The 12778-nt window shown below is 68.7% G+C and carries 15 protein-coding genes; 7 read left to right on the top strand and 8 right to left on the bottom strand.

Features of this window, described 5'->3' with window-relative positions; all coding sequences use genetic code 11:
* The first annotated feature begins 72 nt into the window (after positions 1-72).
* Together ACIBX3_RS28475 and ACIBX3_RS28480 are read left to right on the top strand one after the other, a co-directional pair.
* Positions 73-651 (top strand): TetR/AcrR family transcriptional regulator, encoded by a 579-nt coding sequence (locus ACIBX3_RS28475; RefSeq protein WP_397122132.1) that lies wholly within the window; start codon positions 73-75, stop codon positions 649-651.
* A 20-nt stretch (positions 652-671) separates the two neighbouring features.
* On the top strand, positions 672-1430 hold the full coding sequence (locus ACIBX3_RS28480) for an SDR family NAD(P)-dependent oxidoreductase (protein ID WP_397122134.1): 759 nt from the start codon (positions 672-674) through the stop codon (positions 1428-1430).
* Here ACIBX3_RS28480 and ACIBX3_RS28485 read toward each other — a convergent pair.
* From ACIBX3_RS28485 to ACIBX3_RS28495, 3 genes are read right to left on the bottom strand one after another with little or no spacing between them, the layout of a single operon-like run.
* Positions 1427-2380, bottom strand: coding sequence for an RDD family protein (locus tag ACIBX3_RS28485; protein WP_397122136.1), 954 nt, complete (start codon positions 2378-2380; stop codon positions 1427-1429). The genes ACIBX3_RS28480 and ACIBX3_RS28485 overlap by 4 nt on opposite strands.
* 32 nt (positions 2381-2412) lie before the next feature.
* Entirely contained in the window at positions 2413-2631 is a 219-nt protein-coding gene (locus ACIBX3_RS28490) for a hypothetical protein (protein WP_397122138.1), read from the bottom strand.
* Positions 2628-3101 carry an ATP-binding protein gene (locus ACIBX3_RS28495; RefSeq protein WP_397122140.1) on the bottom strand — a complete coding sequence of 158 codons (474 nt, stop codon included), beginning with the start codon at positions 3099-3101 and terminating at the stop codon, positions 2628-2630. The genes ACIBX3_RS28490 and ACIBX3_RS28495 overlap by 4 nt, the downstream gene beginning before the upstream one ends.
* A gap of 144 nt (positions 3102-3245) precedes the next feature.
* On the opposite strand from ACIBX3_RS28495, the gene ACIBX3_RS28500 reads away from it, so the two are divergent.
* Positions 3246-4040 carry a Scr1 family TA system antitoxin-like transcriptional regulator gene (locus ACIBX3_RS28500; protein ID WP_397122142.1) on the top strand — a complete coding sequence of 265 codons (795 nt, stop codon included), beginning with the start codon at positions 3246-3248 and terminating at the stop codon, positions 4038-4040.
* Positions 4027-4251 (top strand): DUF397 domain-containing protein, encoded by a 225-nt coding sequence (locus tag ACIBX3_RS28505; RefSeq protein ID WP_397122144.1) that lies wholly within the window; start codon positions 4027-4029, stop codon positions 4249-4251. Before ACIBX3_RS28500 ends, ACIBX3_RS28505 begins: the two co-directional genes overlap by 14 nt.
* Here the strand turns inward: ACIBX3_RS28505 and ACIBX3_RS28510 are convergent, their stop codons facing one another.
* Positions 4252-5094 (bottom strand): PhzF family phenazine biosynthesis protein, encoded by an 843-nt coding sequence (locus ACIBX3_RS28510; RefSeq protein WP_397122146.1) that lies wholly within the window; start codon positions 5092-5094, stop codon positions 4252-4254. It lies immediately after the preceding gene.
* An 88-nt stretch (positions 5095-5182) separates the two neighbouring features.
* Here ACIBX3_RS28510 and ACIBX3_RS28515 point away from each other — a divergent pair, with 88 nt between their 5' ends.
* The gene (locus ACIBX3_RS28515) at positions 5183-6166 is read left to right on the top strand and encodes an ABC transporter substrate-binding protein (RefSeq protein WP_397122148.1); all 984 of its coding nucleotides are present in this window, start codon (positions 5183-5185) and stop codon (positions 6164-6166) included.
* Positions 6167-6330: 164 nt separating this feature from the next.
* On the opposite strand, the gene ACIBX3_RS28520 is transcribed toward ACIBX3_RS28515, so the two are convergent.
* Positions 6331-6993, bottom strand: coding sequence for a hypothetical protein (locus tag ACIBX3_RS28520; protein WP_397122150.1), 663 nt, complete (start codon positions 6991-6993; stop codon positions 6331-6333).
* A gap of 134 nt (positions 6994-7127) precedes the next feature.
* Positions 7128-8648 (bottom strand): N-acetylmuramoyl-L-alanine amidase, encoded by a 1521-nt coding sequence (locus ACIBX3_RS28525; RefSeq protein ID WP_397122152.1) that lies wholly within the window; start codon positions 8646-8648, stop codon positions 7128-7130.
* Positions 8649-8810: 162 nt separating this feature from the next.
* Between ACIBX3_RS28525 and ACIBX3_RS28530 the strand changes: the two genes are divergently transcribed.
* Both ACIBX3_RS28530 and ACIBX3_RS28535 read left to right on the top strand, forming a co-directional pair.
* Positions 8811-10754 (top strand): family 10 glycosylhydrolase, encoded by a 1944-nt coding sequence (locus ACIBX3_RS28530; protein WP_397122154.1) that lies wholly within the window; start codon positions 8811-8813, stop codon positions 10752-10754.
* Between the two features lie 75 nt (positions 10755-10829).
* Positions 10830-11927, top strand: a complete 1098-nt coding sequence (locus tag ACIBX3_RS28535) for a sensor histidine kinase (RefSeq protein WP_397122156.1) — start codon at positions 10830-10832, stop codon at positions 11925-11927.
* Between the two features lie 42 nt (positions 11928-11969).
* Here the strand turns inward: ACIBX3_RS28535 and ACIBX3_RS28540 are convergent, their stop codons facing one another.
* Both ACIBX3_RS28540 and ACIBX3_RS28545 read right to left on the bottom strand, forming a co-directional pair.
* Positions 11970-12350 carry a YbaB/EbfC family nucleoid-associated protein gene (locus ACIBX3_RS28540; RefSeq protein ID WP_397122158.1) on the bottom strand — a complete coding sequence of 127 codons (381 nt, stop codon included), beginning with the start codon at positions 12348-12350 and terminating at the stop codon, positions 11970-11972.
* A 13-nt stretch (positions 12351-12363) separates the two neighbouring features.
* Positions 12364-12750, bottom strand: coding sequence for a YbaB/EbfC family nucleoid-associated protein (locus tag ACIBX3_RS28545; RefSeq protein WP_397122160.1), 387 nt, complete (start codon positions 12748-12750; stop codon positions 12364-12366).
* Between the last annotated feature and the right edge of the window lie 28 nt (positions 12751-12778).

The raw sequence follows: 12778 nt of genomic DNA on the forward strand, positions 1-12778 counted from the left end.
CGCCAGGCGCTGCCCCGGTCATGAAGTAGTGATTTTTGACCGATCGTTCTCGATAGTGCTAGCGTTCCCTGTGTGGCACGGAGCAAGGAGTTCGATCCCGAGGTCGCGCTGGAGAAGGCGCTGGAGTTGTTCTGGGAGCGCGGCTACGAGGGGACGTCGATGGCGGACCTCGTGGCGCACCTGGGGATCGCGCGGGCGAGCATCTACGGGACCTTCGGTGACAAGCGTGAGCTCTACCTGAAGGCGCTGGAGCTCTATCTCGCGCGGTTCAACGTCGTGGAGCAGCTGTCCCAGCCGGGGCCGGCGCTGCCCGCGCTGCGCGCGTTCCTCGACGCCTACGTGGCGGAATGCCTGGCCGACGAGCTGCGGCGGGGCTGCATGGTGGTCAACACGGCCGTCGAGTTCGGCTCGCGGGACGCGGTTGTGTCGCGGAAGATCGCGGCGAGCTGGACGGAGCTGGAGACCGTCATGGCCGCCGCGCTCGTCAGGGCCCGCGCGCAGGGGGAGATCCCCGCGGGCAAGGACCCGCACGCGCTGGCCAGGTTCCTGCTCGTGCTGCTGCAGGGCGTCAGGGTGCTCGGCCGGGCCGACCCGGACCCGCGCCGCCTCCGTGACGCCGTCGATCAGGCCATGACGGCCGTCCAAATTTGAGAACGATTGGTATGGAATCAATGAGTCGATTTGCCGGCAAGGTTGCTCTCGTCACCGGCGCCACCGGAGTGGTGGGCGGCGCGGTCGCCCGTGCGTACGCGAAGGAGGGCGCGGCCGTTCTGGTCGCCGGCCGCGACGCCGGTCGGCTCGCCACGCTCGTGAAGGAGATCGAGGAGTCCGGCGGCCGGGCGAGCGCGTTCGCCGTGGACGTCACCAGGTCTTCCGAGGTCACCGCCATGGTCGCCGCCGCCGTCTCCCGATACGGCGGGCTGGACGTGGCCTGCAACGCGGCCGGCGTCTTCGGCATGCTGGCGCCGGTGGCCGACTACGAGGAGGACGTCTGGGACGACGTGCTGGCCGTGAACCTGAAGGGCGTGTTCCTGTCGATGAAGCACGAGATCGCCCACATGCGCGCGCACGGCGGCGGTGCCATCGTCAACGTGTCCTCCAACCTGGGCGCCCACTGGCGGCTGCCGGGAGCCGCTGCCTACGCCGCGTCGAAGGCCGGGGTGAGCCACCTGACCCGCACCGCCGCCCGCGACCACATCGCCGACGGCGTCCGCATCAACGCGGTCAGCCCGGGCCCGATCGACTCGCCCATGTCGACGCTTCCGGGGGAGACCCGCGAGGAACGGGACGCGCGGATGAGCGGCGCGCTGCCCATCGGCCGGGTCGCCACCCCGGAGGAGATCGCCAACGCGATCCTGTGGCTGTCGTCGGAGGAGTCCACCTTTGTCGTCGGCCAGGACCACGTCATCGACGGCGGCGCCACAGCCTAGAGCGGATCGGCGGTCACCATGGTGCCCGACAGCCGGTCGTGCAGCGTCCTGGCGGCCGGGTCGGCGATGCCCCACAGCACGTCCACGGCCAGCACCAACAGCCCGAACAACGGCACGAGGGCGAGGACAGGGAAGACCAGAGCGCGGACCGCGGCTTTCCGCCATCCCGGCCAGTGTCCCGTCTCGACGGAGACCATCCGGATGCGCATGAGGCGCTTGCCGGCCGTCCGCCCCGTCACGGCGTACAGGAACGCCGCCAGCACGACAAGCGCCGGCTCGGGGTCCTCGATCAGGTCATGGATATTGAGCTCGTTCAGCAGCCCGTAGTACAGGCCGTTCAACGGGCCGCCCCCCAGCGTATGGAGAAGGACGAGGAGCGCGGTGAAGACCAGGTAGTCCATCACGAACGCCGCCACCCGGCGCCCCATCAGGCCGGTGGGGTCCTGGGCGGCGCCGGACCGCGTCGCCAGCAGCACCAGCACCGCCGACGTCATCAGGCACAGCTCCACCGGCCCGTAGGCGTCGATCACGATCGAGAACCACTCGACGGTGAGGACGGGGACCGGGCCGCTGCACGGGTTGTCGCCGGCGTAACTGGGGCTGGCCGGGCCGGCGACCGCGAGTACGGTGAGCAGCCCGGCCACACGCCGCCCGGCGACCCCGCCCTTCCCCTTGAGGGCGGCGAGGAAGCCGACGACGATGAGGACCGCGGGGAGGGCTCCCTGGGTGGCGAGTTCCGCCAGCGTCGAGGCATCTCCCAGCAGCGACGACGCGAGGCTCGACGAGAACTGGGAGACGAGCGCTCCTGCGCTCTGCCCGCCCCCGGAGAACAAGCCGACGCAGCCGTAGGTCCGGGATTCGGAGTAGATCTCGTAGTCCCAGTGGTCCCAGGTGGGGTACGCGGCGGCGGCCAGTGCGGCCGACCAGGCGAGCAGGGTTAATCGCGACAAGTCGATCTCCGTTTTTCGCGACACCTTAGCCGTTATGCCGCGCCAGACAATTTCCGTGCCAGCGATGGCCCTTCTTGGCGGCTTTCCTGCTCCAGGCGCTTGTACAGCTCGGGCAGGGTCGCGCCGCAGCGAACGTTTGAGAGCCCGCTGTTTTCCGGCACCAGGACAGTACGGATGGCGATGTAGCCGCCCCCTGCGCCATCGATGATGTCCCAGCCGGGGAATCTCCGGGTCGTCGTCATGACGATCACGCCCCCACGGCGATGTCGGCCCACACGACGCGATGACTGTCCTCGATGACGTGCGTTCCACATCGGATGCTCAGCCGGGCCACGATGCCGAGGCCGCGCCCGGTCTCCTCCATGGGGCTCACCTGGCGAGGGATGAAGCATGGTTCTGGGTTCGGAGTGCCCGGGTCGATCACTTCCAGACGGATGAAGCCGTCGCCGAAGCCCAGCCGGACCTTGAGCCAGTCGCGTCGCCGACCCGCAGGCACGTGCTGAAGGACGTTGGCCACCAGTTCGGCGACGATCTGGAGCGCGTCCGACCGGACCGAGGGAGGGCTGTCGGCCAGCCATAGGCCGGTCGCCTGCCGCGCCTGCCATGGCGTCCTGTCGTTTCGGCGCAGTGTCGTACTGCGCCATAGGCGGATATCTGGCATCTCCGTTGATGTGGTTTCCGCTCGCACAGAATCACCGACTTTGCTCTGCTGTGCCGACATTTGCTCCGGACAAGAGGCTCAAGGCGGCGTCCGGAATCACTTACGAGAGTGCCGTCTCCGCGCTAATTTGTAATCAACTGGCAACTGTCCGTGGCCGGACAGACGTTTGGCGGTGCTGTCGGGGTCCTGTGAAAGGGCGGTGGCATGACGACAGAGGTTTATGGCGAGGTACTGAAGAAGGCGCGCGACGCGGCGGGTCTGTCCCAAATGGCGCTGGGAGACCTGCTCTCGTGCAGCGAGAGCCTGGTCGGCCTGATCGAGCGCGGCAAGCGGAAGCCGACCAAGAAGTTCACGGTTGCGGTGGAAGCGGTGCTGGGGCTCAACGGGGAGCTCTACCGGCTCCTGCCCAACACCACGGTCATGTCCACGCCGAAGTGGTTCAGCGAGTGGCCGAAGGTAGAGGAGAAGGCGCACACCATACGAACGTGGCAACCGCTCGTGGTCCCGGGACTCCTCCAGACAGCTCGCTACGCTCGGGCCCTCCTCTCTGCCGAGCCGGGAGCCGCAGAGCAGTGGATCGAAGAGGCCGTCGAGACGCGGCTCCGGCGGCAATCTGTGTTCGAACTCGAGGATCCGCCCATGTATTGGGCACTACTCGACGAATGCGCTCTCCTTCGGCCGATCGGCGGAAAGGAAGTTATGCGAGAGCAGCTAAGGCACCTGCTGAAGATGGCCGAGCGACCTAATATCTCGTTCCAGGTCGTGCCGCTGGAGGTGGGCGCCACGGCAGGCCTGCTTGGAGGCTTTACCCTCTCCCAGGGCGACGGCATGCCGGACCATGTCTATCTCGATGCCGCCGCGCAGGGCTCCGTAACGGCTCGCGAGGAGACCGTTCGGCACGTTAACGTCAGATATGACGCAATTCACAAATGGGCACACCCTATACATGTGAGCCAGCGACTAGTGCGTGAGGTGGCGGCGAAGTATGAAGATCAGTGACGACTTGCGCGTTGAGCTGGAGGCCGCACAGTGGACGAAATCCACGCTCTCCGGCTCGAACGGAGGGGACTGCCTGTACGCGGCCAAGCTAAGCGGCGACCGATACGCGATCCGTGATTCCGAGCAGCCCGACGTCCCGCCGATGATCCTTCGGGGCAGCGTCTTCCGCGCCTTCGTGGGCGGCGCGAAACTCGGAGAGTTCGACTTCTGATCACTGGATCGGCACCGCGGTGCCGGAGACCTTGACGCGGGTGTCACCGGGGATGGTGGTGCACGTCAGCAGGCTGGGCCGGCCCATGTCGACGCCTTGGTGAATGGTGAGAACGGCGCCGTCCTCCAGGTGTCCCAGAGCGCGGAGATAGCCGGTGAACGCGGCCGCCGCCGCGCCGGTGGCCGGGTCCTCGACCACGCCGCCGGGCGGGAACGGGTTGCGGGCGTGGAAAACAGTGGGGGATTCGGCCCAGAAGAGGTGGACGGTGGTCCAGCCCAGCTCCGCCATGATCTTGCCGAGGGCGTCGAAGTCGTAGTCGAGGCCGGCCAGGCGGGCCCGGGTGGCCGCGGCCAGCACGAGGTGGTCGTTGCCGGCGTTGGCGATGTGCGCCGGATAGGCCGGGTCCAAGTCGTCGGCCGACCAGCCCAGCGCGGCGAGCGCCGGCCGTACCTCCTCCTCCTCGGAGGCTGGGCGGGTGGAGGTGCGCGGACTCGTCAGCGTGGCGGTGATGCCACCGGTCGAAGCCGCGACGATCTCCACCGGGACCGGGCCCGCCTGGGTGGCGAGGTGTACGGTCCCTGGGCCGATTCGCTCGCCGAGCGCGACCGAGGTCGCGATCGTCGCGTGGCCGCAGAAGGCGACCTCGGCCAGAGGGCTGAAGTACCGGATCCGATACTGGCGCTCTCCCGTGGGAAGCAGGAAGGCCGTCTCGGAGTAGCCGAGCTCGGTGGCGATGGCGAGCATCTCCGCGTCTGACAGTCCCCGCGCATCCAAGACCACCCCGGCAGGGTTGCCGCCAGAGGGAGTGGTGGTGAAGGCGGAATATCTCAGGACTTGGGTCACTCGGACATCATCGCGCAAATCCGCTGTCCGCATTCGGGTGTACGCCACGCTAGTGGTGTGACCTGCTTCTTTCGCGAAGGAGAACGAGATGAGCCGGCTCAGGCTGGGGGTGCCGCTGTCCCTGTCCGGGAAGCATGACCGATTCGGCAAGCAGGCCGGGCTGGGCCTCGAGGTCTGGCGGTCCTTCAACGAGTCCGTGGAAGTGATCGTTGAAGACGACCGGAGCGACCCCGAGGTGCTGGAGCGCGTTCTTCGGGGGCTGTCGTCGCGGTGCGACATCCTCCTGGGGCCGTACTCCACTCAACTCATGCGGCGGGCAGGACAGGTCGCCACGGAACTGGACCGGCTGATCTGGAATCACGGGGGTTCGGGTGACGACGTGGAGACGGCCCATCCCGGTCATGTGGTCTCTGTCTTGACGCCGACGAGCTGGTACGCGGAGCCGTTCATTCGCCAGGTGGCCCGTGGTCCGCTTTGGGTTGCGGAGGGGAAGGGGAGCTTCGGACGGCAGGTGGCCGAGGGTGCGGAGAGGTGCGCGGAGGAGTTCGGGATCCGGGTGGTCCGGATCCGACCTGGCGATGCGCTGCCTTCCGTGCAGGATGATCCGTGGAGTCTGTTGTGTGCTGGGTCATTTGCCGAGGATGTCGAGGTGATCAAGCGAGCTCGGGCAGACGGACCGCGGGTGATCTGCGCCGTGGCGGCGGGGGTGCGGGAGTTCGGTGAGGCGGTGGGCGATCCTCGTGGGATCTATGGCGTCGGGCAATGGTTCCCGGGGGGCGGGGGCGAAGCCGCAATCGGGATGTCGGAGCGCGATTTCGTCAACGCGTATTGGGATCGGGCCGGGGCGCTGCCTGATTATCCCGCCGTACAGGCCGCAGCCACCGCGATTATCGCGGCCCACGGCGTTGCGCGGGCGGGAAGCACCGGGCGGGCGGAGTTGTGGTCCGTCGCCACTGACCTAGAGACCAGCACCCTGTTCGGGGCCTTCAAGATCGATCCGTCTACCGGCGCCCAGGTCGGCCATCGGACAGCGCTAATCCGGTGGGAATCCGACGGCCCGCGCCCGCTGTGAGGGCGGACCCAAACCGTCCGGTATCTCAGATCCGTTGATGGGACCGCGTCGGCGATGAACGTAGCCTCGCGCTGGAGGCCCAGCGGCTCACGTCGACCACATCGTACGACGTGGAGCTGTGTACCCGGGACCCGCTGGAACTCCGCGGGAAACCGGGACTGCGTCTACCGATCAGCGATCAAGGCTGTTTCGCGCAGGCGGTCGAGAGCCGAAGCGATGTCACTCGGGCGGAACAGCCGCTGCTTGCGAGGACTCCAGGCGGCCATTTCCGCCGCGAGAATACCCTGATCGGCAGTTTTCTCGGGGTTCGAGGCGAGGTAATGGGCCGTCGCCAGCAATTCCATGCCTTCGGGATATTCGTAGCCCGAGACCGCGTGGCGAACCTGTTCCCAAGACCGCTCGAACTCGGGATCGGATGCCAGAGCGGCCTCGGCGGCCTCGGCTGCTTCGTGGAGAATCTGGAGCACAGCCTTCGCCCCCAAGGTGCCGTCGCCGTACCCGAGAAGATGATGGCCTTCCATGGCCGCCAGTTCTTGATTGAGGCGTACGGAGAAAGGCCCGTAGAGATGTGGCGTGAACTGCAACCCCATCTGGAGTCCGGCGCTCTGCATGAGATAGACGATCTTGTGTGCTTCGAGCAGTGATAGGCGAGGCTCGATGGAGATGCCCGACTCGAAGGCGAGGGCTACGTAGCGGGAGAGTGAGGCGAGGAGTCGAGTCCGAGATGTGGTCAGTCTCGGGGATTCGGTTCGGGTGGGCATGTCCTCGGGGTTGGGAGTGCCCGGCCCGTAGAGCCGGACGTCGACGCCGTCGTGCGCATCCATCATCGGAGCAGCAGCTTAGCTCCTGATCATGTTGTGGGCTCTCCTGAATGCGGATTTCTGCCGGTAGGTCCCGTCTGATTCTGAGAAGGGTACGGTCCGCGCCCCCCGCCAGAGACGGACGCGGACCGTACGAGGACTCAGACGCGGCTGATACGGACCGCGTCGGCGATGACGAGGCCCGTGCCTGAGGTCCAGCGGCTCACGCCGACCACGTTGTAGGTGCCGGCGTTGAGCGAGAACGTGCCGATGCTACGCCACGTTCCGCCGCCGGACCGCTGGTCGACGTACACGGTCTCGTTGCCGCCCGACGCGGCCACGATGTACGGCGCCGAGCTGTTGTATCCGGGATCGGCCGGATACCAGACATCGACCCGGTAGGTGCCGGCGCTCGGGATCGTGGCCGAGTACCACGCCGGGTCGCTGGCGGCGACCGGGTCGGCGAAGCGGTAGTCGGTGCCGTGGCGCTGGCTGGAGAACGTGGAGGTGCCCCAGTTGGCGCTGGCGGTGAACTGGCCGGCGGTGGTGTTGTCGACCGTGGTGGTCCACGAGGGGGTGCCGCCACCGGTCACGTAGTTCATGTACGTGGTCCAGTTCCAGTGCGAGCCCGGGTCGGTGTGGGTCGCGCCGGGCACCTCGTTGTGGCCGATGATGCCGGTACGGGTCTTCGGGATGCCGTACTTGTCGCACAGCGCCCTGGTCAGGGCCGCGGACGCCCGGTACATCGCGTCGGTGAACCACGAGGCGTCATTGACGAACCCCTCGTGCTCGAGCCCGATGGACCGGTTGTTGTAGGTCGAGTTGCCCGCGTGCCAGGCGACGTCCTTGTCCCGCACCATCTGGGTGATGGCGCCGTTGGAGGACTTGATGACGTAGTGCGCCGAGACGTTGGCGCTGGGGTTCTGGAACCAGGAGATCGTCCCGGCGTACGAGCCCTGGGTGACGTGGATGACCACGCGGTCGATGTTGTAGCTGGTCTCGCGGTTGGAGACCCGGTAGTTGCCGGAGTTGGCCGGCACCCAGGCGGCCGGCGGGTAGTCGGGGCTGGCGACCTCGGCCTGGGCGTTCAGGTCGCGGGCCTTGGCCAGGGCTCCACGGTCGGCGGTGACCTCCTGCGGCTTGACCTGCACGCCGCGGGTGTCGATGCCGAGGCCGAGCTGCTCGTACACGGCGTCGGCGTACAGGCGGGCCAGCTCGGGGGAGGAGGCCGCGCTGTACTTGGCGACGGCCTGGTACCAGCGGCCGAGGTCCTTCCTGGCCGTCTCGTCGAGGCCCAGCGCGTCGGCCTGGGAGCGCAGGACGGCCGCGCCGCCGAGGATGTTGGCCTCGTCGTCCTTGCGCAGCTTGTCGGCCGGGAGCTTGGTGAGCTCGGCGGCCTTCTCGAGCGAGTGGTTGGTCGGGTTGCTGACCAGGTGCATCATGCCGTAGCCGCCGCTGGCGCTGGGCTCGCCGTTGTGGCCGTCGAGGTGGGTCTCGGCGTAGGCGAGGGCGACCAAGAGGTCGCGCGGCACGTCGTACTCGGCGGCGGCCTTGGCGAACGCGGCGGGCAGTGGGCCGTCCTTGGCCTGGGGCGCCGCCATCGCGGGCTGGCCGGCGGCGATCAGGAGGACGGCGAGGATCGAGGTGGCGAGGGCTGCTAATCGCGTGCGGGCGAGAGTCATGTGGGGTGTGCTCCTCGTTCACAAGGGTGACGGGTGCACCGTAAGCCACTTTCTGACTCGATGTCGATAATTGACATTACTTGGGTGTTAGGTGAAACTTTCCGCCCATGTGATCCCTGAAGACTATTGCGCTTTGGCCGGATTGCGCTGAAACTTCCCTTCGTGACCGCGCTCCCGCGTATCGTCCTGGCGGTGCTTACCGCCGCACTTGTCGGCATCGCCGCCCCGACGGCCGCCTCTGCCGTCGCCTGCGCGACTGATCCCGCCACCCCCAAGCGCCAGCTCAGGGCCATGTGGATCTCCTCGGTCGCGAACATCGACTGGCCCAGCCGCACCGGGCTCAGCGTCTCGGCGCAGCAGGCCGAGTTCCGCGCCTGGCTGGACCTGGCCGTCGCCAAGCGCATGACCGCCGTGGTCGTGCAGATCAGGCCGACGGCCGACGCGTTCTGGCCCTCGTCGTACGAGCCGTGGTCACAGTGGCTGACCGGCACCCAGGGCGGCAACCCCGGGTACGACCCGCTGGCCTTCATGGTCAACGAGGCCCACGCCCGTAACCTTGAGTTCCACGCCTGGTTCAACCCGTACCGGATCGCCAACCACGACGACCCCACCAGGCTCGTCTCCACGCACCCCGCGCGGCAGAACCCCGGCTGGCGCTTCGCCTACGGCGGCAAGCTCTACTACAACCCGGGCATCCCGGCGGTACGCGACTTCATCGAGGACGCGATCATGGATGCCGTCTCCCGCTACGACGTGGACGGTGTGCACCTCGACGACTACTTCTACCCCTATCCGGTGAGCGGCCAGAGCATCCCCGACTCGGCCACCTACCAGCAGTACGGCGGCTCGTTCGGCAACATCGCCGACTGGCGGCGCAACAACGTCAACCTCCTCGTACGCGAGCTCGACCAGCGCATCCACACCGCCAAGCCGCACGTGTCCTTCGGCATCAGCCCGTTCGGCATCTGGCGCAACGCCGGTACCGACCCGCTCGGCTCGCGCACGTCCGGGTTGCAGTCGTACGACGCGATCTACGCCGACAGCCGGCAGTGGGTGAAGCAGGGCTGGGTCGACTACATCTCGCCGCAGATCTACTGGCACCTGGGCTTCTCCACCGCCGCGTACGAGGTGCTCACCGCCTGGTGGTCCGACGTCGTACGGGACACCGGCGTGCAGCTCGTCGTCGGCCAGGCCGCCTACCGCGCGGGCGCCTCCGGCGAGGACGCCGCCTGGCAGGACCCCAATGAGCTCAGCGACCACCTGACCGACAACAGGAAGCACCCTGAGATCGTCGGCGACGTGTACTTCAGCGCCAAGGACGTCAAGGCCGACCGGATCGGCGCGATCACCAGGCTCGTCAACGCCCACTACACCAGGCCCGCCCTCCTGCCCGCCCGCGGCTCGGCCGCCGCCCCCGCCGCGCCGGCCATCACCTCGGCCACCCAGGGATCCAACGGGGTCCAGCTCTCCTGGACCGGCTCCGGCGCCTCGTACGCCGTCTACCGCGTCGCCGGCACCCCGTCCACGGCCGACCCGTGCTTCTTCGCCGACGCCCGCAACCTGATTGGGACCACCCGGCAGACCACGTTCACGGACACGACCGCCGGCGGGACGCAGACGTACTACGTGACCGCGCTCAACCGCACGCACCAGGAGAGCGCGCCGAGCGCGGGCAAAGTCGCGGGGGCGCCGGGCGGCTCGTTCAGCGTGGTGATCGACAACGCCGGGTCCGGCTTCAGCGCCGGCGCGAACTGGGGCACTTCCACGTACTCGACGCAGCTGCACGGCACCGACTACCGCTTCGCCGAACCGGTCTCCTCCAGCGACCCCGCCTGGTTCCGTGCGGCCATCCCCAGCACGGGGAACTACCGGGTGGAGGTGTGGTATCCGGCCAACTCCGGGTACAACAGCGCGACGCCGTACATCGTGGCCGCGTCCGGCGGCAACCAGACGGTCACCGTGGACCAGCGGTCGGGGGGTGGGCAGTGGCGGGTGCTGGGGACGTACGCGCTGGCGGCGGGGACGTACAACGTGGTCGGCGTGAGCCGCTGGACCTCCACGACCGGGTACGTCATCGCCGACGCCGTCCGCATCACCAAGCTGTGAACCCCGGCCCGCAACCGGCGGCGAAGGCGGTGCCTGAGTCTGGGCACGATGCGCCGGTGATCGTACGATGAGCCGGTGGACGGTGCCCGTCCGCGACCTGCCGACGTGGTCGCGGTCCTGGTCGCGGCAGGCTTGACGCTGACGATCTGCGCGCCGGGCCCGCTCCTGGCGATTTTCGTGGCGGCCGCGATCCCCATCCTGTGGATGCGGCGCGCGCCGCTGACCGTCGCGTGGATCACCGTGGGCACGGCGGTCGCGCTGCCCGTGCTGAGCGTTCTGGCCCCGTCCGCCGTGCCGCCGCTGGACGGCGTGCTGGTGTGGCCGCCCGCGGGCGCTTTCGCGGTGTACGGGGCCATGGCGTTCCCGGCCGAGCGGCATCGCGGCGTCCCGCAGTGGCTGCCGGTGCTCACGCTCGCCGTGGCCGTGCTGCTGCCGGCCGAGTGGCCCGCTGCCGCGCCGCTTGTGCTGCGGACCGAGGCGGCGATCGTGCTGGCGGCCGTGTACGGCCTGTACGCGGAGGTCAGGATACGGCTGCGCCGGACGCTGGAGGAGCGGGCCGAGCGGGTGGAGCGCGAGCGGCTGGCCGGCGAGATGCACGACGTCGTCACCCACCGCGTGAGCCGGATGGTTCTGCAAGCCGGGGCGCTGGCCGTGGCCTCGGCCGACGAACGCACCAGGGCGGCGGCGGAGGAGTTGCGGGAGACGGCGTGCGAGGCGCTGGACGAGCTGCGTCACATGGTGGCGCTGTTGCGGCGCGGTACCGGTGAGGGCTTCGACCTGGGGTTGCCGCTGCCCGACCTGCGGTCGCTGATCTCCGAGTCGGCCTGTGCAGGGGTGCCGGTGGAACTGGTGGTGACCGGGACGCCGGTGCCTGTCTCCGGCGCGGTGGGGCGGACGGCGTACCGGGTGGTCCAGGAGGCGCTGGCGAACGTGTGCGAGCACGCGCCGGGCGCGGACGCCCGGGTGGAGGTGCGGTATTCACCTGGCGTCGTGCGGATCAGCGTGCGCAACACCCCGCCGGACGAGCCGCAGCCCGCGATCGGCGAGGAGGGCGGCACGGGCCTGTACGACGTGCGGCAGTGGGTCGAGCTCGCCGGCGGGACGCTGAAGGCGGAGCCGGTGGAGGGTGGAGGCTTCCAGGTCGAGGCGACCCTGCCCACGTCGCCGCCGTGACCCCGTCGCCGCCGTGACCCCGTCGCCCCTTGACCCCGTCGGTCAGTGCGGGTCGCCGTTGAGCAGACGTTCGAGACGGGCCGTCGCCTCCACCGGGTCATAACCGGGGAGGGCCGCGCGCATGAGGTCGTGGGTCTGGCGTTGGGCGTCCGCGCATGCGTCGCGCACCGCGGCCAGCGTTTCATCGGCCAGCTCGTGGCTGGTCAGCTTCATGGCGCGGGCGCTGTAGGCGACGTCGAGCACCCGGCCGTTCGGGTCCACGGACGCCTTGACGTACCCGGTCGGTCCCGTTCCCGTGCCGACGATCTTGTTGAGCTCTTCCTGCGCCGTCTCCAGCCAGGCCAGCATGCGCTCGCCCTGGCGGCCGGCCTCGTCCAGGTCCTTGTCCCTGATGTTGCCGGGGTCGATCTGCGGGCCGAACACGCTTGCCTCCACCTCAGAGAAGAAGATCTCGGGTCGCCTGCTCGACCCGCTGGCGTATGAAGGTCTCGTCGAGCGGCTCCGGCAGGGCCTTGCCCTTGACCTTGTCCGCGATCTCCATGGCCTGCCGCTCGGCGTTCGCCTGCGCCTCCTGGAGCACAGCCGTCACCTTCCTGCCGAGCTCCCGCTCGCTGAGCCGCAGCGCTCGCGGGTCGATGCGCAGGCGGGTCAGGCCGCCCTGGCCGTCCGCGACGGCCATGACCAGGCTGTCGCCGCTCTCGGCGCGGCCTTCCACCTGCCTGATCGCGGCCCTGGCGGCCTGCAGGTCACGCATGATCTGCCGGCTCTGGTCGAGGTAGGCGGCCAGGTATTCGGCGTCGTGCTCCGGCGCGGGTGTCTGCATGTCGGACTCCGGCGGTCAGATGAACGGA

The sequence above is a fragment of the Nonomuraea sp. NPDC049480 genome, assembly GCF_044465905.1.
Lineage (GTDB): Bacteria > Actinomycetota > Actinomycetes > Streptosporangiales > Streptosporangiaceae > Nonomuraea.